The organism is Pseudomonas piscis (assembly GCF_009380155.1).
GTDB lineage: Bacteria > Pseudomonadota > Gammaproteobacteria > Pseudomonadales > Pseudomonadaceae > Aquipseudomonas > Aquipseudomonas piscis.
This window is the reverse complement of the sequence record NZ_WHUV01000003.1, coordinates 398,268-419,900: the sequence shown is the minus strand read 5'-3', so window position 1 is coordinate 419,900 and position 21,633 is coordinate 398,268. Positions and strand designations below refer to the sequence as shown.

General features: G+C 64.4%; 23 protein-coding genes. 11 read left to right on the top strand and 12 right to left on the bottom strand.

Annotated features, from left to right (window positions below; all coding sequences use genetic code 11):
- The first annotated feature begins 77 nt into the window (after positions 1-77).
- Positions 78-1,400 carry an MFS transporter gene (locus GDH07_RS18845; RefSeq protein WP_022640554.1) on the top strand — a complete coding sequence of 441 codons (1,323 nt, stop codon included), beginning with the start codon at positions 78-80 and terminating at the stop codon, positions 1,398-1,400.
- Positions 1,401-1,455: 55 nt separating this feature from the next.
- On the opposite strand, the gene GDH07_RS18840 is transcribed toward GDH07_RS18845, so the two are convergent.
- Positions 1,456-2,211 carry a COG4705 family protein gene (locus GDH07_RS18840; RefSeq protein ID WP_085595184.1) on the bottom strand — a complete coding sequence of 252 codons (756 nt, stop codon included), beginning with the start codon at positions 2,209-2,211 and terminating at the stop codon, positions 1,456-1,458.
- Positions 2,212-2,575: 364 nt separating this feature from the next.
- Between GDH07_RS18840 and GDH07_RS18835 the strand changes: the two genes are divergently transcribed.
- The gene (locus GDH07_RS18835) at positions 2,576-2,911 is read left to right on the top strand and encodes a hypothetical protein (RefSeq protein WP_152898503.1); all 336 of its coding nucleotides are present in this window, start codon (positions 2,576-2,578) and stop codon (positions 2,909-2,911) included.
- Between the two features lie 142 nt (positions 2,912-3,053).
- The gene (locus tag GDH07_RS18830; protein WP_152898502.1) at positions 3,054-3,683 is read left to right on the top strand and encodes a flavin reductase family protein; all 630 of its coding nucleotides are present in this window, start codon (positions 3,054-3,056) and stop codon (positions 3,681-3,683) included.
- Here the strand turns inward: GDH07_RS18830 and GDH07_RS18825 are convergent.
- Positions 3,676-3,948, bottom strand: coding sequence for a hypothetical protein (locus tag GDH07_RS18825; protein ID WP_152898501.1), 273 nt, complete (start codon positions 3,946-3,948; stop codon positions 3,676-3,678). The genes GDH07_RS18830 and GDH07_RS18825 overlap by 8 nt on opposite strands.
- A 9-nt stretch (positions 3,949-3,957) precedes the next feature.
- Positions 3,958-4,323, bottom strand: coding sequence for a putative quinol monooxygenase (locus tag GDH07_RS18820; protein ID WP_022640559.1), 366 nt, complete (start codon positions 4,321-4,323; stop codon positions 3,958-3,960).
- Between the two features lie 331 nt (positions 4,324-4,654).
- Here GDH07_RS18820 and GDH07_RS18815 point away from each other — a divergent pair, with 331 nt between their 5' ends.
- The gene (locus GDH07_RS18815; RefSeq protein WP_152898500.1) at positions 4,655-5,596 is read left to right on the top strand and encodes an AraC family transcriptional regulator; all 942 of its coding nucleotides are present in this window, start codon (positions 4,655-4,657) and stop codon (positions 5,594-5,596) included.
- On the opposite strand, the gene GDH07_RS18810 is transcribed toward GDH07_RS18815, so the two are convergent.
- Both GDH07_RS18810 and GDH07_RS18805 read right to left on the bottom strand, forming a co-directional pair.
- Positions 5,593-7,041 (bottom strand): aldehyde dehydrogenase family protein, encoded by a 1,449-nt coding sequence (locus GDH07_RS18810; RefSeq protein WP_152898499.1) that lies wholly within the window; start codon positions 7,039-7,041, stop codon positions 5,593-5,595. The two genes, GDH07_RS18815 and GDH07_RS18810, sit on opposite strands and share 4 nt — an antisense overlap.
- A complete protein-coding gene (locus GDH07_RS18805) occupies positions 7,038-8,675 on the bottom strand; it encodes a 5-guanidino-2-oxopentanoate decarboxylase (protein ID WP_152898498.1) in 1,638 nt (545 codons plus the stop codon). Before GDH07_RS18805 ends, GDH07_RS18810 begins: the two co-directional genes overlap by 4 nt.
- 147 nt (positions 8,676-8,822) lie before the next feature.
- On the opposite strand from GDH07_RS18805, the gene GDH07_RS18800 reads away from it, so the two are divergent.
- Entirely contained in the window at positions 8,823-9,704 is an 882-nt protein-coding gene (locus tag GDH07_RS18800) for a LysR substrate-binding domain-containing protein (protein ID WP_022640563.1), read from the top strand.
- A gap of 203 nt (positions 9,705-9,907) precedes the next feature.
- On the opposite strand, the gene GDH07_RS18795 is transcribed toward GDH07_RS18800, so the two are convergent.
- Positions 9,908-10,522 carry an NAD(P)-dependent oxidoreductase gene (locus GDH07_RS18795; protein WP_022640564.1) on the bottom strand — a complete coding sequence of 205 codons (615 nt, stop codon included), beginning with the start codon at positions 10,520-10,522 and terminating at the stop codon, positions 9,908-9,910.
- A 72-nt stretch (positions 10,523-10,594) separates the two neighbouring features.
- On the bottom strand, positions 10,595-11,479 hold the full coding sequence (locus GDH07_RS18790) for an MBL fold metallo-hydrolase (RefSeq protein WP_022640565.1): 885 nt from the start codon (positions 11,477-11,479) through the stop codon (positions 10,595-10,597).
- A gap of 113 nt (positions 11,480-11,592) precedes the next feature.
- On the opposite strand from GDH07_RS18790, the gene GDH07_RS18785 reads away from it, so the two are divergent.
- Together GDH07_RS18785 and GDH07_RS32325 are read left to right on the top strand one after the other, a co-directional pair.
- Entirely contained in the window at positions 11,593-12,498 is a 906-nt protein-coding gene (locus GDH07_RS18785; protein WP_152898497.1) for a LysR family transcriptional regulator, read from the top strand.
- Between the two features lie 146 nt (positions 12,499-12,644).
- The gene (locus tag GDH07_RS32325) at positions 12,645-12,821 is read left to right on the top strand and encodes a hypothetical protein (protein ID WP_164485040.1); all 177 of its coding nucleotides are present in this window, start codon (positions 12,645-12,647) and stop codon (positions 12,819-12,821) included.
- Here the strand turns inward: GDH07_RS32325 and GDH07_RS18780 are convergent.
- On the bottom strand, positions 12,814-13,728 hold the full coding sequence (locus GDH07_RS18780) for a helix-turn-helix domain-containing protein (protein ID WP_022640569.1): 915 nt from the start codon (positions 13,726-13,728) through the stop codon (positions 12,814-12,816). The two genes, GDH07_RS32325 and GDH07_RS18780, sit on opposite strands and share 8 nt — an antisense overlap.
- 355 nt (positions 13,729-14,083) lie before the next feature.
- On the opposite strand from GDH07_RS18780, the gene GDH07_RS18775 reads away from it, so the two are divergent.
- On the top strand, positions 14,084-15,598 hold the full coding sequence (locus tag GDH07_RS18775) for an MDR family MFS transporter (RefSeq protein WP_031320403.1): 1,515 nt from the start codon (positions 14,084-14,086) through the stop codon (positions 15,596-15,598).
- 21 nt (positions 15,599-15,619) lie between these two features.
- Here GDH07_RS18775 and GDH07_RS18770 read toward each other — a convergent pair whose 3' ends face one another.
- From GDH07_RS18770 to GDH07_RS18755, 4 genes are all read right to left on the bottom strand, one after another.
- Positions 15,620-16,462: a cache domain-containing protein gene (locus GDH07_RS18770; protein ID WP_152898495.1), complete on the bottom strand. Its 843-nt coding sequence runs from the start codon at positions 16,460-16,462 to the stop codon at positions 15,620-15,622.
- 116 nt (positions 16,463-16,578) lie between these two features.
- On the bottom strand, positions 16,579-17,418 hold the full coding sequence (locus GDH07_RS18765) for an ATPase (protein ID WP_152898494.1): 840 nt from the start codon (positions 17,416-17,418) through the stop codon (positions 16,579-16,581).
- 106 nt (positions 17,419-17,524) lie between these two features.
- Entirely contained in the window at positions 17,525-18,517 is a 993-nt protein-coding gene (locus GDH07_RS18760) for an NAD-dependent epimerase/dehydratase family protein (protein WP_152898493.1), read from the bottom strand.
- A gap of 97 nt (positions 18,518-18,614) precedes the next feature.
- Positions 18,615-19,514: a LysR family transcriptional regulator ArgP gene (locus GDH07_RS18755; RefSeq protein ID WP_022640574.1), complete on the bottom strand. Its 900-nt coding sequence runs from the start codon at positions 19,512-19,514 to the stop codon at positions 18,615-18,617.
- A 110-nt stretch (positions 19,515-19,624) separates the two neighbouring features.
- Here GDH07_RS18755 and GDH07_RS18750 point away from each other — a divergent pair, with 110 nt between their 5' ends.
- From GDH07_RS18750 to GDH07_RS18740, 3 genes are all read left to right on the top strand, one after another.
- Complete coding sequence (locus GDH07_RS18750) at positions 19,625-20,029, top strand: ACT domain-containing protein (RefSeq protein WP_152898492.1); 405 nt, start codon at positions 19,625-19,627, stop codon at positions 20,027-20,029.
- A gap of 2 nt (positions 20,030-20,031) precedes the next feature.
- Positions 20,032-20,634, top strand: coding sequence for a LysE/ArgO family amino acid transporter (locus tag GDH07_RS18745; protein WP_022640577.1), 603 nt, complete (start codon positions 20,032-20,034; stop codon positions 20,632-20,634).
- A 176-nt stretch (positions 20,635-20,810) separates the two neighbouring features.
- Entirely contained in the window at positions 20,811-21,407 is a 597-nt protein-coding gene (locus GDH07_RS18740) for a superoxide dismutase (protein WP_016966196.1), read from the top strand.
- Positions 21,408-21,633: the final 226 nt, after the last annotated feature.

The window sequence follows — 21,633 nt, the reverse complement described above, 5'->3', positions numbered from 1 at the left end:
CTGGCACAGCTCCTGCTATAGCCCTGGCAGGCTGCGTTTGCGCGCACTCCACAACAACAATGAATAGAAGGTTCGTGATGGATATTTCCAATACCCTGCCTGCCGGGTCGGCCGCCGTGCCCGCCCAGGAAAAGACCACCGCCAGCCGCCTGAAATCGATTTTCAGCGGCTCGATCGGCAACATGGTCGAGTGGTACGACTGGTACGTCTACGCCGCATTCTCGCTGTACTTCGCCAAGGTCTTCTTCCCCAAGGGCGACACCACCGCCCAACTGCTCAATACCGCCGCGATCTTCGCCGTGGGCTTCCTGATGCGCCCGATCGGCGGCTGGTTGATGGGGCTTTACGCCGACCGCAAGGGGCGCAAGGCCGCCTTGATGGCCTCGGTACTGCTGATGTGCGCAGGCTCCCTGATCATCGCCCTGACCCCGGGCTACGAGACCATCGGCGTTGGCGCGCCGATCCTGCTGGTGCTGGCGCGACTGATGCAGGGCTTGTCGGTGGGCGGTGAATACGGCACCTCGGCCACCTACCTCAGCGAGATGGCGACCAAGCAAAGCCGTGGTTTCTTCTCCAGCTTCCAGTACGTCACCCTGATCTCCGGCCAGCTCATTGCCCTGGCGGTACTGATCGTCCTGCAGAACCTGCTGACCACCGAAGAACTGCAGTCCTGGGGCTGGCGGATTCCGTTCGCCATCGGCGCCCTCTGCGCCGTGGTGGCGCTGTACCTGCGCCGTGGCATGGAGGAAACCGAGTCCTTCGCCAAGAAGAAGGAAAAACCCAAGGAAAGCCTGATGCGCACCCTGCTGCGTCATCCCAAGGAACTGCTGACCGTGGTTGGCCTGACCATGGGTGGCACCCTGGCCTTCTACACCTACACCACCTACATGCAGAAATACCTGGTGAACACCGTCGGCATGAGCATTTCCGACTCCACCACCATTTCCGCAGCGACCCTGTTCCTGTTCATGTGCCTGCAACCGGTGATCGGCGGCCTGTCGGACAAGATCGGCCGACGCCCGATCCTGATCGCCTTCGGTGTGCTCGGCACCCTGTTCACGGTGCCGATCCTCAGCACCTTGCATAGCATCCAGACCTGGTGGGGCGCGTTCTTCCTGATCATGGCGGCCCTGATCATCGTCAGTGGCTACACCTCGATCAACGCGGTGGTGAAGGCCGAGCTGTTCCCGACCGAGATCCGCGCCCTGGGCGTGGGCCTGCCCTACGCCCTGACCGTCTCGGTATTCGGCGGTACCGCGGAATACATCGCCCTGTGGTTCAAGAGCATCGGCATGGAAACCGGCTACTACTGGTACGTCACCGCCTGCATCGCCTGCTCGTTGCTGGTCTACGCGACCATGAAGGACACCGGCAAGCACTCGCGGATCGAAACCGACTGACAAGACCAAGCGCCCGGGTGCAAGGCTCGGGCGCTTGGTTCGACCCATCCGGGGTTCAAGACAGTTGCGCGGCGCCCTGGCGCGAGTCGCGCTTCTGCGCCCAGCAAGCCCCGACGACCAGCACCAGCAGGATCCCCGCCAAGACCGCCGACGAGCCGACAGTGCCGAAGTCCAGGCCGCCCTTTTCATGGGACTTGGTCAGGAAGTCGCCCAAGGTCGCACCGAACGGCCGGGTCAGCACGAAAGCCACCCAGAACAGCAGGACCGGCGACAACCTGGTGCAGTACTTGAGCACCACCACCAGGGCAATGGCCGAGCCGATCAGCAGCGCACCGCCAGCAAAGCCCAGGCCCGAGTCATCGGCCAGGAAATCACCGAGCGCGGTGCCCAGGGTGTTGGAAAACAGGATCGCCAGCCAATAGAACAGCTCGCCACGAAAACCCTGGACCCGATTCACGTTCAACGACTCGCCGCTCATGCGCCAGGCGGCGAAGATCACCAGCAAGATAGCGATCAGGATCAGCGACCCGCTGGCGTAGCCCAGGCCCAGCGTGCGGTCCATGAAATCGGACATGGTGGTGCCCGCGGTACTGGTCGAGAGGATCACCAGCCAATACAGCACCGGGTTGTAGGTCTTGGAAAACAGCTGGGTGACCAGCGTCAGCAGGAACACGCTGATAAGGATCATCGAGCTGATGGCGTAGCCGACATCGAGGGTCATCGACAGCAAGTCACCGGCGGTTTCGCCCAGGGTCGTCGCACAGATTTTCATGACCCAGAAGGCCAGGGTGATCTGGGGAAGTTTGTTCATTCGGTAGGGAGCTCCAAGGGTCGCATTCGAGGTGGCCTGTCTTGGTATGCAGGCTTGCGTGGAGGCTGAACGGCGGCGAGTGAAAAATCGGTAGGGCGTGTATGAAAAAACCGTTGGCCGGCATTTTTTGGCGCATGACTGCTCAATTAATGATCAGTTAACCCAGGGTATCCAGCCTGTCAGCGGGATAAACCCGAATCCATCCAGAAGCCTGATGCCCCTTATAAGCAGGTGAGCACAGACCGCAAAACATCGACTTAACTGATTATTTAAAGCATTTATTTGCGCTTTTTAATCAAGTTGATCGGAGTAGGATTCATCCCAAGCCCACCAACAACGCCCCACCCCATCCGGAGTCGCCATCATGAAAAACCAACTGATCCTGGCCCTGACCCTGTCGGTACTGACTGCCCATTCCTTCGCTGCCGATGGCTACGATCGCACCGGATCCGCCACCTTCGCTGCCGATGGCTACGACCGCACCGGCTCCGCCACCTTCGCCGCCGATGGCTACGACCGCACCGGGTCCGCTACCTTCGCCGCCGACGGCTACGACCGCACCGGTTCAGCTACCTTCGCCGCCGACGGCTACGACCGCACCGGTTCCGCCACCTTCGCTGCCGATGGCTACGATCGCACCGGGTCCGCTACCTTCGCTGCCGATGGCTACGACCGCACCGAGTCCGCCAACATCGGCTGATCGTTCTTCTGCACAGTACAGCCCGGCACTTGCGCCGGGCTCGATCTTTCCAGGCCGCACATCCTGCACGGCGAAGCTGGAATTCGCCGGATGCGCACTGCACTATGGCGCCCCCTAAAGCTCCCAGCAGGAACCGCGAGCCATGCCCGACGATATCCACTACTACGAACCCGCCCTGGGCCACGGCCTGCCCCACGACCCGTTCAACGCCATCGTCGGTCCGCGTCCCATTGGCTGGATTTCGTCCCAGGACGAGCAGGGTCGCCTGAATCTTGCGCCCTACAGCTTCTTCAACGCCTTCAACTACATTCCGCCGATCATCGGGTTCTCCAGCGTCGGGCGCAAAGACAGCCTGAACAACATCGAGAAGACCGGCGAGTTCGCCTGGAACCTGGCCACCCGGCCATTGGCCGAGCAGATGAACCAGAGCTGCGCCGCCGTGGCCCCCGAGGTCGACGAATTCAACTTGTCGGGCCTGACGCCAGTGGCTTCGAAAGTCATCGCCGTGCCACGGGTAGCCGAAAGCCCGGTGTCCTTCGAGTGCAAGGTCACGCAGATCATTCAGTTGCAACGGGCGGACAAGGAACTGGTGCCGAGCTGGCTGATCCTCGGCGAGGTGGTCGCCGTGCATATCGCCAAGTGGCTGCTCAAGGACGGCATCTATGACACCGCCGCGGCAGAACCCATTCTGCGCGGCGGCGGTCCGGCGGATTACTTCCAGCTGGGCCCCGAGGCCCTGTTCAAGATGTACCGCCCGGGAGCGGTCAAATAGTCTTCCAGCACAATTGACCGTCGGCGTCGACGTCGATCAGCTGTTCGAGTTGTTGCGCGGCAGCCTGGTCGGCGTCATGGGCGGTCTTGAACTTCTGCTCGTCCAGGACTTTGTGAAAGCGCGGGGCTCCTGAAACATCCAGGGCCTTGATGGCGATGGCGGCGCTGTATCCCCCCTCACCTGGAACCACAGCGGAAACTGCTTCGTAATGTGCGAACTCTTTGCGTGCCATGTTGCGGGTCCTGGCCAATGGAAAGTTGGCCATTCTAAACCTTCAACTGGCCAGCTTGTGCACCGGCACGCAGTGCAACTGGGGGTACTCGCCCGGCAGCTCCTGTGCCGAAACGGTATCGAAGGTGTGCAAGTCCAGGCTGTCGACCACCAGGTCCTGGACCAGCTCGCTGAAGACCTCCATGGCCGGCGAGCTGAAATAAGCGGTCATCGCCTGCTGGCTGCTCCAGAACCCGGACACCAGCCACAGCTGGGCATCGCACTGCGAGCGTTGCAAGGCGAACTGCAGGCAGCCGGGCGCCTGGCGGGACGGTTCGATCAGGCTGCTCAGGCGAGCGCCCAGCTCTGTGGAGCGCCCCGCACGGGCGCGGACCAAAGCCATATGGCTGACGGGAATATGCGTGGACATGTGCGACCCTCCCAGGTGTCGTCGAGGCAGCCGGGGGACGGGCTGCGACAGGATCCAACGATACGGGCCGCGGGTGAACCCGGGTTAGTCGATTCCTGCCGCTGATTTGCCCAATCCTGCGATATCGCCCACCACCAGCTTGCTCGTCCCGCGCCATGGGACAAAATGACTACAACGGTGTTTCAAGCAAGTGAAACTCCAGTCGATGGGACAACCTCGTACATCGCGCGCGCAAGTAGCAGGATCAGGCAAGTTTTACGCAGGATCGGCCTAGCCTCCCCGCTTGCACAAACTTAAGCTGTGCCGATCGCAAAACCCCGGAGGCTGCCCCATGTCATCCCAGGAAAACCTGCCGGCTCCCCTCGCCCCGGAAATGGAACGCCAGCGTGCGGAACTGGCGGCGATCATCGATCGCCATACCGTCGTCGACGGCAGCCATGCCACGGCCATCGATTCGCTGTTCGTCTCGCGCCACAGCCATACCCACCAGTTCGCCCCGGTGCTGGCGCAGCCGGCGCTGTGCATCATGGCCCAGGGCCGCAAGGAGGTGCAGCTGGCCGACGAGACCTACAACTACGACCCGTTGAACTACCTGGTGGTCTCGGTTGCCGTGCCCCTGAGCGGCAAGGTGGCGATGGTTTCCCCCGAGCAGCCGATCCTGGCCCTGCGTCTGGACATCGACCCCGGCGAGATCAACGCCCTGATCGCCGACGCCGGTCCCCTGGGCGTGCCCGCCCGGCCCTCCGGACGCGGCCTGTACGTGGAACGCCTGGATTCACCGATGCTCGATGCGGTGCTGCGCCTGACCCGCCTGCTGGACACACCCAAGGACATCGCCATGCTGGCGCCCCTGGTCCGCCGGGAAATCCTCTACCGCCTGCTGCGCAGCCCACAAGGCCATCGCCTGTACGAGATCGCCACTACCAATAGCCAGAGCCACCGGGTCAACCAGGCGATCGAATGGCTCAACGGTAATTTCGAACAGTCGCTGCGCATCGACGACCTGGCGCGCGAGGTCAACCTGAGCGTGTCGACCCTGCACCATCGCTTCAAGGCGATGACCGCCATGAGCCCGCTGCAATACCAGAAGCAATTGCGCCTGCAGGAAGCCCGCCGGCTGATGCTGGCCGAAGGCCTGGAAGCCTCGGTGGCGGGATATCGGGTGGGGTATGAAAGCCCTTCGCAGTTCAGCCGCGAGTACAGTCGCCTGTTCGGCGCGCCACCCTTGCGGGACATGGCGCGCCTGCGGGCAGGCAGCTTGGGACCGGGTTAGTTGGCCCGTACCACGTGCTTGATCTCCTGGAACGCCTGTAGCCCCCAGGGCCCCAGCTCACGGCCGATGCTGCTCTGCTTGTAGCCGCCCCAGGCCGTCTGGGGAAAGATCACCTGCGGTGCGTTGATCCACACCAGTCCGGCCTGCAGGGCATTGGCCACCGCCTCGGCATTGGCGGTATCGCCACCCACTACACTGGCGACCAGGCCGAACTCGCTGTCGTTGGCCAGTTCGATGGCCTCTTGCTGGCTGTCGAAGCTGCGCACGCACAGCACCGGACCGAAGATCTCCTCCCGCCACAACGCGCTGTCAAGCGGCACCTCGGTGAATACCGTGGGCTGGATGAAGTAGCCCTGTGCCAGGTGCGCCGGGCGACTACCGCCACATACCAGCCGGGCCCCGGACTGCAAGCCACGGTCGATATGCCCCAGCACCCGCTGGTATTGCGCCTGGTTGACCAGCGCGCCCATCTGCGCCCCGGCCTCGAACGGCTCGGCCACCCGGATGCCTTCGGCCCGGGCCTTGAGCCGGTAGAGGAATTCATCGGCCAGTTCAGCCGCCACCAGCACCCGGCTGGTGGCCGAGCACATCTGCCCGGCGTTGAAGAAACCACCACCGCAGGCCAGCTCCACCGCCAGGTCCAGATCGGCATCGGCCAGGACCAGCAACGATGATTTGCCGCCCAGCTCCAGGCTCACGCCCTTGACGGTTTCCGCCGCCCGCTGCATGACCTGGACGCCCACCGCATTGCTACCGGTGAAGGAGATCTTCGCCACTCGCGGGTCCGCCGCCAAAGGCGCGCCCACTGCCAGGCCGGTGCCGCAGACCAGGTTGAACACCCCCTGGGGCAAGCCGCTCTGGGCGATGATCGCCGCCAGCTCCAGCTCCGGCAACGGCGTGACCTCCGAGGGCTTGAGCACCACGCTGCAACCTGCCGCCAGGGCCGGCGCAAGCTTCCAGGCGGTGGTGACCATGGGGAAGTTCCACGGCACGATGAGCCCGACGATGCCGCATGGCTCGCGGCGCAGGCGAGCGCTGAAATCCGCGCTGGGCAACGCCACCTCGGCATCCTGGCGAGCGTCCAGGCCCTCGGCCAGTTCGGCGTAGTAGTCGAACGTGGCGATCACGTCGTCGACGTCCATGCCCGCCTCGGCCTGGGGTTTGCCGTTGTTGCTCGATTGCAGTTGCACCAGGCGCTCGCGACGCGCAGCCACGCCAGTGGCGATCCTGCGCAGCACCACCGCCCGCTCGGCACCAGTGCTTCGGGCCCAGCGAGCCAGCCCGCCAGTGGCAGCACGCAGCGCGCGGTCCACGGCCTCTGGCCCACCGCCGGCCACCCGGGCCAGGGGAGCCTCGGTGGCCGGGTTGATCACTTGCAGCGGCTCATTGCCGGCCGACCATTGGCCGTCGATATACAGGCCGTCCAGCATCGGTTGCGCAGTCATGCCTGTACTCCCTGGGTCCAGCGATTCTGGTCGATTTCAATCAGGCTCGGGCCCTGGCGATCGACCGCCAGGCGCAAGGCCGCGCGCAACTGCGCGATGTTGTCGACGCGCTCGGCGGCGCAGCCCAGGCCCTTGGCCACGGTGATGAAGTCCGGGGTGTAGATGTCGACGCCCACTGGTTCGATGGCGCGATTGACCATGTACTTCTTGATCTCTTCGTACCCCTGGTTATTCCACAACACGACGATGACCGGGGTTTGCGCCTCCACGGCGCAAGCCAGTTCAGCCAGGGTGAACTGCAAGCCGCCGTCACCGATCAGGCAGGCCACCGGCCGCCGCTGGGCCGGGCTCGAGCCGCCGCCGAGCCAGGCGCCGATGGCCGCCGGCAAGGCATAACCCAGGGTGCCGTAGCCAGTGGAAGCATTGAACCAGCGTCGTGGCTGGTCAGGATTGAAGGTCAGGTTGCCGCTGTATACCGGCTGGGTGGAGTCGCCGACCAGGACGATCTCCGGCAACTCCTCGACCAGGGTTTGCAAAAGCCGGGTCTGGGCCCGGGTCGGGGCATCCCAGATGAGCTCCAGCTCCTGGCGCAAGGCATCGACACGCACAGCCCCCCAGTCACTGCTGCGCTCGGCCAGGGTTTGCCGCGACAGCTCCGCCAGCAAGGCCTGGGCGGCGATATCGGCATCGGCTACCAGCGCCACTTTCGGCGGGTAGTTGCGCACGGTCTGGTCGGCATCGATATCGACCCGCAACAGCGTGCCGGGAATCTGGAAACCACCGGCGAAGGTCACGTCGTAGTCGGTTTCCGCCAGTTCGGTGCCGATGGCCAGCACCACATCGGCCTGGGCTACCAGGGCCCGGGTGGCCACCAGCGACTGGGTCGAACCGATCAGCAGCGGGTGCGCCGAAGGCAGCATGCCCTTGGCGTTGATGGTCAAGGCCACCGGGGCCTGCAGCAGCTGCGCGAGCTGGGTCAGGGACGCGGCGGCATCGATAGCGCCACCGCCAGCCAGGATCAGCGGACGCTTGGCCGTCGCCAGCAACTGGCCCATCTGCGCCACGGCCGCCGGGGCGGCGCCGGCCCGGGCGACCTGTACCGGCTCGCTGGCCAGCAGGTGGTCGGCGTCCTGGACCAATACGTCAAGCGGGATCTCGATATGCACCGGACGCGGACGGCCAGCCTGGAACAGGGCGAAAGCCCGGGCCAGCACCACCGGCAACTCATCAGCACACATCAGCGTATGGGAGAACGCTGCCACGCCACCGACCAGGGCACTCTGGTTCGGCAACTCATGGAGCTTGCCGCGCCCGCCGCCCAGCTGGCTGCGGGTCTGCACGCTGGAGATCACCAGCATCGGGATCGAATCGGCGTAGGCCTGGCCCATGGCGGTGGTGATGTTGGTCATGCCAGGGCCGGTGATGATGAAGCACACCCCGGGCTTGCCGCTGGTGCGGGCGTAGCCGTCGGCCATGAAGCCAGCGCCTTGCTCATGGCGCGGGGTGACGTGGCGGATGGAGGAACGGGCCAGGCCCCGATACAACTCGACGGTATGCACTCCAGGGATACCGAACACCTGCTCGACCCCATACCCCTCGAGTAACTTGACCAGTACTTCGCCACATGTCGCCATCTCATCGCCCTTTCTTGTTGGTTGATACCGTGCGACCGGGAAACACCCGTGGACGCCGGAAGGGGGCTATTGGAACGGCGCGCCGGTAGCCGGAACAATGGATAAAAAGTCATACTAGCCATGTCCTCACGTCATGCCTGGCCCTCCATGAAACGCCTGCCTCCCCTGCCCGCGCTGCACACCTTCCTGGTCACCGCACAGTGCTGCAACTTCACCCGCGCCGCCGAGCAACTGCATATCACCCAGGGCGCGGTGAGCCGACAGATCGCCGGACTGGAAAGCCACCTGGGCTATCCATTGTTCCAGCGCCAGGCTCGTGGCTTGAGCCTGACCACCGAAGGCCTGGAGTGGCTGCCACGGGTGCAGCAGGTATTTGAGTTGATCAATGGCGCGGTGGACGAGATCGGCAGCCGCAGCCGCAACCTGCGCCTCAAGGCCCCGACCTGCGCCATGCGCTGGCTGCTGCCACGGCTGTTGCAATGGCAGAAGGAACGACCGGAAGTGCCGGTGCAACTGACCACCACCATCCAGCACGGCGTGGACTTCACCCGCGAGCCGTTCGATGCCGCAGTGATGTATGGCGCCCCGCCCTCCCCGAACCTCGGTTCCCGGCACTTGTTCAATGAACAGCTGACCCCGGTGTGCTCGCGACCGCTGATGGAGGGCCCGACGCCCCTCAGGAGCCCGGCGGACCTGCAGCACCACCTGTTGCTGCATCCGTCCCATGACCAACGGGATTGGCAACGCTGGCTGAAGGCTGCGGGCACGCCGTTCAACACCCTGGGCAAGGGCCAGCATTTCGAGACCCTGGACCTGGCGATGTCGGTGGCGTCCCAGGGGACCGGGGTGGCGATGGGCGACTGGGCCCTGATCGGCGATGACCTGAGTGCCGGGCGGCTGGTCATGCCGTTCGAATTGAAGATACCGACGGGCCAGGCCTATTACCTGGTCTATCCGGAGCGTCCGGGGCCTTCGGCGCAATTGCTGGAATTGCTGGACTGGCTGGTGGAACAGGCGCACCAGCGCTAGTACGCTGCTTCCGGACTGGAACCCTGCGGGCCCCTCGCAGGCTCGACAGCGGCTACAGCCACGGTGCGAGCCGCTTCATGTAGCCGCTGCCGCAGGCTGCGTACGGGGGCGCAGCAGCCGCAAGTTGCTGATTCAGCCCCAGCAGCCTCGCAAGCTGTGGCGGCTACACCGGGAAGTGCAGCCGCCAGAGCCCGATAGTCGGCTCAGTAACCGACGGTGAAGCGCTGGCGCACGTGAGCGGGTTTTTCCACTTCGTCGAGCATGGCGATGGCGTAGTCGGCGAAGCTGATCCAGCTACGACCTTCGGCGCTGACCAGCAGGTCGTCCTGGCCCAGGCGGAACTTCCCGGTGCGTTCGCCTTCGACGAACTCTGCCGACGGCGAGAGGAAGGTCCAGTCCAGGTCCTGCTCCTTGCGCAGGGTCTCCAGGTACACTCCGCCGGCACTGGCTTCGGCCTTGTACTCCTCGGGAAAGCCGGGGCTGTCGATGACCTTGCCGCCACCGGGCAACAACAGCGAACCGGCACCGCCCACCACCAGCAGGCGCTTGACCCCGGCCTTCTTCACCGGATCGATGATGGCGCTGGCGGCGATGGGGGCGAAATGCGCGGCGCTGAGCACCACGTCATGGCCCGCCACGGCCGCTTGCAGCGCGGCGCTGTCGGCCACGTCCACGGCCCGGCTGACGATCCCGGCCCGCTGGCCGATCTTCGTGGTGTCGCGGGCGATGGCGGTGACGCTGTGGCCACGACGCAGGGCTTCTTCCAGGAGTTGGCTACCGGCCCGGCCGGTGGCACCGATGATTGCGATCTTGCTCATGACGATTCTCCAGTTGGCAAAGAGAGTACAGCGCCCCCCGCTCCCGGTCCGGGAGCGGGGGTCAGGAAGGTTTCACCACTTCATTTCGCCCTTGGCAACCTTGGCGCTCAGCTCCAGCGAGCTATCCTCGCCCAGGTCCGGGTAGCGCTTCTTCATGGCGGCGATCAGCGCCGCAGAGTCCTTGGCCTTGGCAGTTTCCTCATCGAAGGCCTTGATGTAGTCCGCCGTGAAATGCACCGGCTTCAGGGACCGCGCGCTGTCGCCCAGGTAGTGACCGGGAATCACGGTCTTGGGCTTGAGGCCATCGATGGTCTTGAGGGTCTTCAGCCATTGCTGGTGGGACTGGGCAGTCTGGGTATCGGCCATCCACACATGGATGTTCTCCGAGACCACCACACCGCCGACCACTGCCTTGATCGAAGGGATCCAGACGAAGCTGCGGTCCGGTTGCTTGCCATCCAGGCCGATGACGTCGAGCTTCTGCCCTTCCAGGGTCAGGCTGTGGCCCTCGAGCACGCTTGGCACGATGGTCTTGGCCGGAACGTCAGCGCCCATTTGCGGCCCCCAGAAAGCCAGCTTGCCTTCGACGGTGGCCTTGATGTGTTCGACCGTCGGCTGCGAGGCCACGACCTTGGCGTCCGGGAAGGCGCTGGTCAGGGTATCGAGACCGAAGTAGTAATCCGGATCGCCATGGCTGATGTAGATGGTGGTCAGGTGCTTGCCGCTGGCGCGGATCTTGTCCACCAGCTGCTGGGCCTGGGACTTGCCGAACTGGGCGTCCACCAGGATCGCGTCCTTCTTGCCACTGACCAGCACCGAGCTGACCGGGAAGATGGCGTTGCTGCCAGGGTTGTAGACATCCAGTTGCAGGGCGGGCTCGGCGGCTGCGGCATGGGCGGCGAAACCGAGGACGGCGGTGGCCAGCAGCAGGCGTTTGAATGAAGTGAATCCGATCATGGGGGCAGCTCCAGCAGCGGTTGGCGTATTGGGAATGGAGCAAGCTTAGTTGCCAGACTCGTCACAAAAAATGCGATGCTTGGACATAGTTTGTTTCTGAAAGCGGGCAAATCATGGATCGTCTCCAAGCAATGCGAGTCTTCGTCACCGTGGTCGACCTGGGCAGCCAGTCGGCGGCGGCCGATCACCTGGACCTGTCGCGACCGGTGGTCTCGCGTTACCTGGCGGAGCTGGAAGACTGGGTCGGCGCGCGGCTGATGCACCGCACCACGCGCAAGCTCAGCCTGACCGCCGCCGGTAGCGAGATCCTGCCCCGTTGTCGGCAGATGCTGGAGCTGTCCAGCGACATGCAGGCAGCTGTGAGCGAGCCCGACGATGTCCCGCGTGGGCTGCTGCGCATCAGCGTCAGCACCTCGTTCGGCCAGTCGCAACTGGCCGCGGCCATGGCCGACTACGTCAAGGACCACCCCGGGGTGAGCATCGACTTGCAGATGCTCGATCGCACGGTGAACCTGGTGGACGAACGCATCGACCTGGCGATCCGCACCAGCAACGACCTGGACCCGAACCTGATCGCCCGGCGCCTGACGGTCTGCCGCTCGGTGATCTGCGCGGCCCCGGCCTACCTGCGCGAACACCCGGCGCCCCAGCGGGTGGAAGAACTGAGCCAGCACAACTGCCTGACCCACTCTTACTTCGGCAAGAGCCTGTGGCACTTCGAACAAGATGGCGAGCCGGTGTCGGTGCCGGTCCAGGGCAACATCAGCGCCAACGAGGCCAGTACCCTGCTGCGTACCACAGTGGCCGGTGCCGGCATCGCCATGTTGCCCAGCTACCAGGCCGGGGAATACATCAAGCGCGGGGAACTGGTGCGCCTGCTGGCCCATGCCGAGCCTCGCCGGATGAACATGTACGCGGTCTACGCCTCGCGCAAGCACATGCCGGCCACCTTGCGCAGCATGCTGGATTTCCTGGTACTCAGGTTTCCCCAGGAGCCTACCTGGGACCAGGGACTCTAGCGGAAGGGGCGAGGCAGCGGGACGATCCATTTGCTGAATACCCCGCCAAACAGCCGAGGTGGGGTTCCTGGCAAGCCCGGACAGCTGGCCTATTCTGATAACAGTGCTTTGGAAAATACCGAGGCACCGGTTCAGAGGTCATCGCCATGAACGTCAAGACAAGAAGATACCTGGCCATTTTCATGACCTGCACCGTGACCCTGGCGCTGTACGGCACCGCTGCCTACCGCGTCGAACAGGCCCGCATGCAGACTCGCGCCTATGCCAGTTGCAACCTGGAACGCTGCATCCCCCACAACGCCACCCTGAACGCCCTCAGGTAAGCGACAGGGAGCCCGGATCGCCAGCCTGCTCGGCCTTCAGGCGGTCACGGAAGACTTTGGGCGAGATGCCTACCCGGCGCCGGAACAGCCGGGTGAAGTTGGTCGGGTCGGAAAACCCCAGCTCGGCGGAAATCTCGTAGATGGTCATCCCGGTGTAGGTCAAGAGGCGCTTGGCCTCCAGCAACTGGCGCTCGTGCATGATCTGCAGCGCGGGTTGTCCCGCCAGTTCCCGGCAAGTGCCATTGAGGTGCGATACCGAGATCCCCAGCTTGTGGGCCAGCTCCTCGACCTTCACATGCTCGCGATAGTGCGCCTCCACCAACTGCATGAAACCGTTGAAATAGTCCCGGGCTCGCTGCGGCCGCTGGCTGGCCTTGCTGCGCTGCAACGCCTGACGCCCGACCCAGACCACGATCATGCCCACCAGGGAATGCATGAGCATCTCCCGTGCTGGCTGCTGGCCCTGATACTCGTCCTGCAGCGCCCTGAACAAACCGTCCAGGTACTGCGCATCGTCGCCCGCAGGATAGCTGGCGCAAGTGCCGAGGATGTCCCGTGCCTGCCCCAACTGGGCTTGCAGGTGCCCCACCAGCGGCGCCGCCAGGGTCACCACATGGCCTTCGACATCCTCGGAGAAACGAAAACCATGGACCGACAGCGGCGGCACGACCTGGATCGCCACCTCATCCAGCGAACTCCGCTGGTCCTCGACCTGCATCTGCACCTGGCCACGCCGCACGAACAGCAGCTGGCACAGATCGGCATGCCGGTGGGGTTTTATTTCCCAATGCAATTCGCGACCGCGCTGGCTGAAGGGCTCGCAGTGCAATAGATCGGGAGTGGGCCACTCCAGGCTCTCGCCATAGAGTTTGAAAACGGGAATGGATGCAAGGGCTGGCTTGTTCATCGCTGCAATCCGGGCCTCGGAGGAACGGGCAGGCATGGTGCCCAGGGGATGGGTACATGCAGATTCCGTTGGGTTGTCTTGCTCAATTGACGGATTCGCCCAGTCAAAATGCAAGCATAGGCAACATTCATAAACACTCATTCTGTGGCCTGCCAGGCAGGGCGTGCAGAAGTGCCACTATACAGAATGCTTCCCATTTCGCTGCAAGCAACTGTAAATCCCCCCACCCCAAACGTTTGATGAAATAACTGTCAGGAACATGCTTGCAGAGCTATCCGGTAGGTAGCTATCAAGTACACTGGCCCACATCTTCGCCGGCATCCCGTCCGGCCCATCAATGCCCGCAGGTTCCTTCGTGTCCCACCTCCACCAACCTGGCCCCCCACCGGTGGCCATCCGCAGCGTGCTGGTCGCCCTGATGCTGGCGATCTTCCTCGGTGCGCTGGACCAGACCATCGTCGCCGTCTCGATGCCGGCCATCTCCGCCCAGTTCAAGGATGTCGGCCTCCTGGCCTGGGTGATTTCCGGCTACATGGTGGCCATGACCGTGGCCGTGCCGATCTATGGCAAGCTCGGCGACCTCTATGGTCGGCGCCGCCTGATGCTGTTCGGCATGGGCTTGTTCACCCTGGCCTCGCTGTTCTGCGGCCTGGCCCAGAACATGGAACAGCTGGTGCTGGCGCGGATCTTCCAGGGCATTGGCGCCGGCGGCATGATCTCGGTGAGCCAGGCCATCATCGGCGACATAGTCCCGCCCCGGGAACGCGGGCGCTACCAGGGTTACTTCAGCAGCATGTACGCGGTGGCCAGCGTCGCCGGCCCCGTGCTGGGCGGCTACATGACCGAGTTCTTGTCCTGGCGCTGGGTGTTCCTGATCAACCTGCCCCTGGGCCTGGGCGCCTGGTGGGTGGCCTATCGCACCCTGGTGGGACTACCAGTTCCCCAGCGCAAGCCGATCATCGACTACCTCGGCACCCTGCTCTTGATCATCGGCCTCAGCGCCCTGCTGCTGGGCATCACCCAGATCGGCCAGGGGCACTCCTGGCGCAGCGCCGAAGTGCTCGACCTGCTGGCCATCGCCATCATCGTCCTGGCGCTGTTCACCTGGCATGAACGGCGGGCCCGCGAGCCACTGTTGCCCATGCACTTGTTCGCCAACCGCAGCGCCCTGTTGTGCTGGTGCACGATCTTCTTCACCAGCTTCCAGGCCATTTCGCTGATCGTGTTGATGCCCCTGCGTTTCCAAAGCATCACCGGGGCCGGGGCCGATAGCGCCGCGCTGCACCTGCTACCCCTGGCCATGGGCCTGCCCATGGGCGCCTACTGTGCCGGACGGCTGACCTCGGTGACCGGACGCTACAAGCCGATGATCCTCACCGGGGCCTTGTTGATGCCGGTCGCGATCCTCGGCATGGCCCTGGTTCCGCCCCAGGCGGAACTGGGCAGCGGCTTGTTCATGTTGCTGTGCGGGATAGCCAGCGGCATGCAGTTCCCCACTTCGCTGGTGGGCACCCAGAACGCGGTGGAACAGCGTGATATCGGGGTCGCCACCAGTACCACCAACCTGTTCCGATCCTTGGGCGGCGCGGTCGGGGTGGCGTTGATGTCGGCACTGCTGCTGGCCTTGTTGCAAGACTCTGGCCTGGCGCACCTGGGCGGCGGACTACTGAGCGAAGGCCACACCGGCAATGCCCTGCTCGAAGGCCTGAATGCCGCGCCCGGCCCGGATCGGGACGCCCTGCGCAGCGAGTTGCTGCTGACCTTCCGCCACCTGCTGCTGGTCAGCGCCGGAGTCTCGCTGCTGGGCCTGGCGGCGGCGATCGCCATGCCCAACCGCCTGTTGCGCGGACGCGAGGACAAGGCCCGCTAAGCGGGCCGGGGTGCACCGGCCTCACGGACTGTAATAGCCCACCGCGACCAGCAGCCGGCCCACCTTGCGCAGGTAGGCGTGCTTGTCTTCGACCTTGCCGGTCACCGGGTTCTTCCAGCGGTACTGGTACTCGCCCTGTTCCTGGCGGGCCATGAGCGCCAGCATCGGCTCGCCCACCGGCTTGCCCTCGGGGTCCCTGACCTTGGCGAAGTCCGTGTCGAGCAACCGCAGGTTGGTGCCATGGGCCAGGTAGCGCCGGGTGTCCAGATCGACCACGAACACGTACAGGTCATCCTCGATGAACCCGCCCTGCAGGTCGTTGATGGCCGCGAGCGTCGCCGCCCGATCGCTGGTCAGGGCCTCGGCGCTGCGCTCCAGCAACGCCCGGGCCTGGTCGGCCGATGCCCTGGGCAGGTAGTAGCCCACCGCCAGGATCCGCTCGCCGACGCGCTGGAAGTACACATGCTTGCGTTCGATCTTGCCATCGGCCCAGTTCTGCCAGCGGTACTCGGCCTGCTGGATACCGCTGCCCTGGGGAGTATGCAAGGCGTCCTGGAACGCCTTGCGCAAATCCGCCCCCAGCACCGCTGAGACATCGCGGCCGATCAGCGCCGACGACGGGCCACCGCTGGCCAGCATCACACCCTGGGTATCCACCACGAACACATAGCGATCCTGATCGACGAATTCGCCCTGGCGGCTGAAGGCGGCGAACGCCTTGTCACCCTGCTCCTGGTAATAGGCCAGGGCCTTTTCCAGCAGCGCCCGCGCGGGGGCGCCATCATCGGCGGGAGCTGCATGCAGCGCAGCGACACATAGCAACCACCACCAGCCCAGCCAGGCATGCTTGCGCAACAGCTTCATCGCCCACTCCTCGTTCACATTGACGTTCGAAGAGCGTAGCCGGCTGCGACAGATGGGTAGACATTCAGCGAACGAGAGTCGGGCCCGGCCGCGGGAGGCGCGACGGGCCGGCTCGGTCAGGGGCGGGTGTTGAGCTGTTGCTGCAGGTTCTGGATCTGGCTTTGCAGGGTGTTGATGTTGCGAGTGACCTGGCCCCGGAAAGCGTCGAACTCAGCGGTGCTGGCACCGTTTTGCGCAGTGGCGGGACGATTGTCCTGCTGGCTCTTGAGCACGATCAGGTCCTGCTCCAGGCGCTCGATGGCGGCGCCCGGGTTGCCCTGTTTCTTCAACGCAGTCAACTCGGCGGCGAGGCTCTTGAGCTGGGCATCGACCTTGCCGCCATCGGCCTGGGCTCCCTTGAGGCTCGCCAGCTCGCCGCCCAGGGCCTTGAGCTGGGCCTGCAACTGGGTATTGGCCGCCTGCAACTCGGCGCTCTGGGCGCCCATCTGCTCCAGGCGCTTGTCCAGGTCGGTAGCCTGGCCGACCACGCCCTGTTGCTGCCGGCCTTGATCCTGCAAGCGGCTTTCCAGCTGCTTGATCTGCAGCTTCAGGGCTTCGCTGTCGCTGGTGACGCTGGTCTGGCTGGCCACCACCTTGCCGGAGATGTCCTGCAGCCGGCCAGCAGCCTCCTCGCTGATCCTGGCGAAACTTTCCTGGGTCGCCACCAGTTGCTGCTCCATCAGCGAGATCTGCTGGAAGCTCCACCAGGCAAGGCCGGCGAAGGCAAAGAACAACGCCCCCACCAACGCCCACAGCGGGCCGGTGCCGGCACCCTTGGCCTTGACCGCCGGCGCGCTGCGCGAGTGGACCGCAGTGCGCTCGCGGGCACCGCTGGTGGTCGGGAAGACATCGTCGTCGAGAGGATCGGCGCGCAGGCTTGGAACGTCGTCGAAGTCATCGTGTGCATCGTTACGCATTGGGCAACCTTTCTGAACCGCGGAGGGGGCTGGATGCGGCGAGTATAAACCGCCGATGGGCCAGGCCAATGGACAGGACCGGACGCAGCCGGTTCAGTCGCCGGTTTCAGCCCATGTCCTGGGCCTGCCACCAAGTGCAGAACTCGTCCAGGGCGGCCCACAGGCTGACCTTGGGCTCGTAGCCCAGGTAATGCCGGGCGCGGCTGATATCCAGGGTGAAATCCTTGTTCATGACTTGCATGCCCAGGCGCGACAGGGTCGGTTCCGGACGCCCCGGCCAGATCCGGCAGAAGCCCTCATTGAGCGCCGCCACGCTGTAGGCCAGGCCATAGGAACGGTAGCGGGTCACCTGCGGCACCTGCATCTGGCGCATCACGTAGTTGACCACGTCCCACAGCGGTACCGGGGCACCGTTGCTGATGTTATAGGCCTTGCCCAGGGCCGAACCACTGGCGAGCAAGCAACTGAACAGGGCTTCGTTGAGGTTGTGCACGCTGGTGAAGTCGACCTTGTTCAGGCCATTGCCGACGATGGCCAGGCGTCCCTTGCGCTGCATCCTCAGCAGCCGCGGGAAGATGCTCATGTCGCCGGCACCGGTAACAAAACGCGGACGCAGGGCCAAGACTTCAAGGCCGAACTCCTGGGCGCCGAAGACCTTCTGCTCGGCCAGGTACTTGGTGGCGGCATAAGGGTGCTTGAAGCGCTTGGGCACCTGTTCTTCGGTCAAGCCCAGGTGATCGCGGCCATCGAAGTAGATCGACGGCGAGGACAGGTGCACCAGGCGCCGGACCCGCTGCTTGAGGCAGGCTTCCACCACGTTCTCGGTCACCTGCACGTTGCCCTGGTGGAAATCCTGGTAGCGCCCCCACAGGCCCACGGCGCCAGCGCAATGCACCACGGTATCGACGTCGCGGCACAGCTCGCGCACCAGGTCGGCGTCCCCCAGGTCGCCCTGGATGAATTCGGCGCCACGACGCACCAGATGCTCCGTGGCTTCGGCACGGCGCCCGTTGACGCGCACCTCCAGGCCCTGCTCAAGGGCGAAACGGGCGAAACGCCCGCCGATGAAGCCGCTTGCGCCGGTGACCAGAATCTTCATGAAATATTCCTAAGAAAGCAGTGACGAGCTACGAGCTGCAATCTGCAAGTTGAAAATCAGTGCGCAAGCTGTCTGCTTGCAGCTTGTCGCTTGACGCTCACGGCTGCTCCCAGGGCACCAGCCACTGTGCGGATGAACGAGCCAGGTGCTCGGTAAGCAAGCCCAGCAGTTGCCCGCCATTGCGCCAATGATGCCAGTACAGCGGCACATCGATGGGTTTATCCGGCAGGAGTTCTTGCAGTACCCCTCGCTGCAATTGCTCGCGAACCTGCAATTCGGGCACCAGCCCCCAGCCCAACCCGGCTTCGGCCAGGCGGATGAAGCCTTCGGAAGACGGGCATAGATGATGCTCGAAGCCGCCGTCTACGCCCAGGGACGCCAGGTAGCGATGCTGCAGGAAATCATCGGGACCGAACACCAGTGCCGGAGTCCGGGCCAGTTGTCCGGCGCACACTCCCTGGGGAAAGTGCCGGGCGATGAAGGCCGGGCTGGCCAGGGCCCGGTAGCGCATGGCCCCCAGCAACAGGCTACGGGCGCCGGCCACCGGTCGCTCGCTGGCGCAGACGCAAGCGGCCACCTCGCCTGCACGCATGCGCTTGAGGCCCACGGTCTGGTCTTCCACCACCAGGTCCAGGAGCAAGTGGTGCTCGGCGCAGAACGCCCCCACCGCTTCGGCCCACCAGGTAGCCAGGCTATCGGCGTTGAGGGCGATGCGCAGGCGCTCCGGCAGCCCCTCCTCGTCCAGGGCCGGCACCAGGCTCTGCAGGTCGCGCTCCAGCAACCGCACCTGCTGCACATGGTTGAGCAGGCGCCGGCCGATCTCGGTGGGGGCCGGCGGCGTGACCCGGACCAGGACCGGCTGGCCGATCCGCGCTTCCAGCAACTTGATCCGCTGGGAAATGGCCGACTGCGACAACCCCAGCACCTGGGCCGCCCGTTCGAAACCGGCCTGTTCGACCACTGCGGCGAGGGCCGAAAGCAACTTGTAGTCGAACATCAGTTTTCCTAATGAGAGATCAGCACTATTGGTTTTTCTTATACAGCCTGGAGCCGGAAAATAGCCAGCATAAAGCCTCTGTATCGCCTCTTAGTTCAAGGATCTTCTTCATGGCTGGTGAAACCTCCCTCGCGACCCTGCTGCACAGCATGAGCCCGCAGCTCAACGACGGCGAGTATGTGTTCTGCTCCATCACCGACCCCAGCCTGCTGCGGGACTGCGAAGTGCTGGGCAGCTTTCGCGAGCACGAAGGCCTGACGGTGATCCTGCGTCGCGAGCAGGCCGAACGTCTCGGCCTGGGGTTCGACTACGTCGCCGCATGGATCACCCTCCAGGTGCATTCGGCGCTGCAGGCCGTGGGCCTGACAGCCGCCTTCGCCGGCGCCCTGGGCCGTGCCGGGATCAGCTGCAACGTGATCGCCGGTTACTACCACGACCACCTGTTCGTCGGCCTGGCCGATGCCGAAAAAGCCGTCCAGGTGTTGCAACGCCTGGCCGCCGGCGAGGAGCTGTAATCATGTGGCAAAGCTATGTAAACGGCCTGCTGGTGGCCGCCGGCCTGATCATGGCGATCGGCACCCAGAATGCTTTCGTCCTGGCCCAGAGCCTGCGCCGCGAACACCATTTGCCGGTGGCCGCGCTGTGCGTGACCTGCGATGCCTTGCTGGTGGCCGCAGGTGTGTTCGGCCTGGCCACCGTGCTCGCCCAGAACCCGACGCTGCTGGCGGTGGCACGCTGGGGCGGCGCGGCCTTCCTGATCTGGTACGGCGCCCAGGCGCTGCGCCGGGCGTGCTCGAAGCAGAGCCTGGAGCAAGGCGGTGGCCAGACCGTACGCTCGCTACGGGCGGTGATGCTCAGCGCGTTGGCGGTGACCCTGCTCAACCCCCATGTTTACCTGGACACGGTGCTGCTGATCGGCTCGCTGGGCGCCCAGCAGGCCGAGCCCGGTGCCTACGTGGTGGGCGCGGCCAGCGCCTCGCTGCTGTGGTTCTTCACCCTGGCCCTGGGGGCGGCGTGGCTCGCGCCCTGGCTGGCCCGGCCGGGTACCTGGAGGATCCTCGACCTGCTGGTGGCGGTGATGATGTTCAGTGTCGCGTTCCAGTTGATCAGCGCCGCGTGACTTATTCCAAAAGGCTCTGGAACCTCTATTCCACACAGTTGTTGCGTGGTTATGCCTCCCCCCCGATGCTATGATCCGAAGCTTGCGCCGCAAAGAGTACAAACTCCCCGGCGCTTGTCCGGCCGCCCGTGATCGGCCTTGCGCTCACCGCAACTGACCTGATTAGGAGAATCACCATGGCTTTCGAATTGCCGCCGCTGCCCTACGCACACGACGCCCTGCAGCCGCACATTTCCAAGGAAACCCTGGAGTACCACCACGACAAGCACCACAACACCTATGTCGTGAACCTGAACAACCTGGTGCCAGGCACCGAGTTCGAAGGCAAGACCCTGGAAGAGATCGTCAAGACCTCCTCGGGCGGTATCTTCAACAACGCAGCCCAGGTCTGGAACCACACTTTCTACTGGAACTGCCTGGCGCCAAACGCCGGCGGCCAGCCAACCGGCGCCCTGGCTGATGCCATCAACGCAGCGTTCGGTTCGTTCGACAAGTTCAAAGAAGAATTCACCAAGACTTCGGTTGGCACCTTCGGTTCCGGCTGGGGCTGGCTGGTGAAGAAGGCCGACGGTTCCCTGGCCCTGGCCAGCACCATCGGCGCCGGCAACCCGCTGACCAGCGGCGACACCCCGCTGCTGACCTGCGACGTCTGGGAACACGCCTACTACATCGACTACCGCAACGTGCGTCCGAAGTACGTCGAGGCGTTCTGGAACCTGGTGAACTGGAAGTTCGTGGCCGAGCAGTTCGAAGGCAAGAACTTCGTAGCCTGAACCTGTTCGCAGTGAAAAAACCCGGCCTGGCCGGGTTTTTTTTGCCCATTGCAAAATCAGGATCTTGTCCCGCCGGCTCCAGGCGCTAAGATTCCATGCAGGTAAAAAACAACGCTTTCCCCTCAAGTTGCATGACGTCGCTACCGACACACTGTCCACAGCTAGAGCAATCCTGATTCTGATCACCCGGGCTTCGCCCGCAGACGTCCTGTCCTCGGCCTTGATG

Excerpts from the sequence above, each read along its gene's own strand:
- GDH07_RS18845 (WP_022640554.1), top strand. The coding sequence starts at position 78 with ATGGATATTTCCAATACCCTGCCTGCCGGGTCGGCCGCCGTGCCCGCC.
- GDH07_RS18840 (WP_085595184.1), bottom strand. The coding sequence starts at position 2,211 with ATGAACAAACTTCCCCAGATCACCCTGGCCTTCTGGGTCATGAAAATC.
- GDH07_RS18835 (WP_152898503.1), top strand. The coding sequence starts at position 2,576 with ATGAAAAACCAACTGATCCTGGCCCTGACCCTGTCGGTACTGACTGCC.
- GDH07_RS18830 (WP_152898502.1), top strand. The coding sequence starts at position 3,054 with ATGCCCGACGATATCCACTACTACGAACCCGCCCTGGGCCACGGCCTG.
- GDH07_RS18825 (WP_152898501.1), bottom strand. The coding sequence starts at position 3,948 with ATGGCCAACTTTCCATTGGCCAGGACCCGCAACATGGCACGCAAAGAG.
- GDH07_RS18820 (WP_022640559.1), bottom strand. The coding sequence starts at position 4,323 with ATGTCCACGCATATTCCCGTCAGCCATATGGCTTTGGTCCGCGCCCGT.
- GDH07_RS18815 (WP_152898500.1), top strand. The coding sequence starts at position 4,655 with ATGTCATCCCAGGAAAACCTGCCGGCTCCCCTCGCCCCGGAAATGGAA.
- GDH07_RS18810 (WP_152898499.1), bottom strand. The coding sequence starts at position 7,041 with ATGACTGCGCAACCGATGCTGGACGGCCTGTATATCGACGGCCAATGG.
- GDH07_RS18805 (WP_152898498.1), bottom strand. The coding sequence starts at position 8,675 with ATGGCGACATGTGGCGAAGTACTGGTCAAGTTACTCGAGGGGTATGGG.
- GDH07_RS18800 (WP_022640563.1), top strand. The coding sequence starts at position 8,823 with ATGAAACGCCTGCCTCCCCTGCCCGCGCTGCACACCTTCCTGGTCACC.
- GDH07_RS18795 (WP_022640564.1), bottom strand. The coding sequence starts at position 10,522 with ATGAGCAAGATCGCAATCATCGGTGCCACCGGCCGGGCCGGTAGCCAA.
- GDH07_RS18790 (WP_022640565.1), bottom strand. The coding sequence starts at position 11,479 with ATGATCGGATTCACTTCATTCAAACGCCTGCTGCTGGCCACCGCCGTC.
- GDH07_RS18785 (WP_152898497.1), top strand. The coding sequence starts at position 11,593 with ATGGATCGTCTCCAAGCAATGCGAGTCTTCGTCACCGTGGTCGACCTG.
- GDH07_RS32325 (WP_164485040.1), top strand. The coding sequence starts at position 12,645 with ATGAACGTCAAGACAAGAAGATACCTGGCCATTTTCATGACCTGCACC.
- GDH07_RS18780 (WP_022640569.1), bottom strand. The coding sequence starts at position 13,728 with ATGAACAAGCCAGCCCTTGCATCCATTCCCGTTTTCAAACTCTATGGC.
- GDH07_RS18770 (WP_152898495.1), bottom strand. The coding sequence starts at position 16,462 with ATGAAGCTGTTGCGCAAGCATGCCTGGCTGGGCTGGTGGTGGTTGCTA.
- GDH07_RS18765 (WP_152898494.1), bottom strand. The coding sequence starts at position 17,418 with ATGCGTAACGATGCACACGATGACTTCGACGACGTTCCAAGCCTGCGC.
- GDH07_RS18760 (WP_152898493.1), bottom strand. The coding sequence starts at position 18,517 with ATGAAGATTCTGGTCACCGGCGCAAGCGGCTTCATCGGCGGGCGTTTC.
- GDH07_RS18755 (WP_022640574.1), bottom strand. The coding sequence starts at position 19,514 with ATGTTCGACTACAAGTTGCTTTCGGCCCTCGCCGCAGTGGTCGAACAG.
- GDH07_RS18750 (WP_152898492.1), top strand. The coding sequence starts at position 19,625 with ATGGCTGGTGAAACCTCCCTCGCGACCCTGCTGCACAGCATGAGCCCG.
- GDH07_RS18745 (WP_022640577.1), top strand. The coding sequence starts at position 20,032 with ATGTGGCAAAGCTATGTAAACGGCCTGCTGGTGGCCGCCGGCCTGATC.
- GDH07_RS18740 (WP_016966196.1), top strand. The coding sequence starts at position 20,811 with ATGGCTTTCGAATTGCCGCCGCTGCCCTACGCACACGACGCCCTGCAG.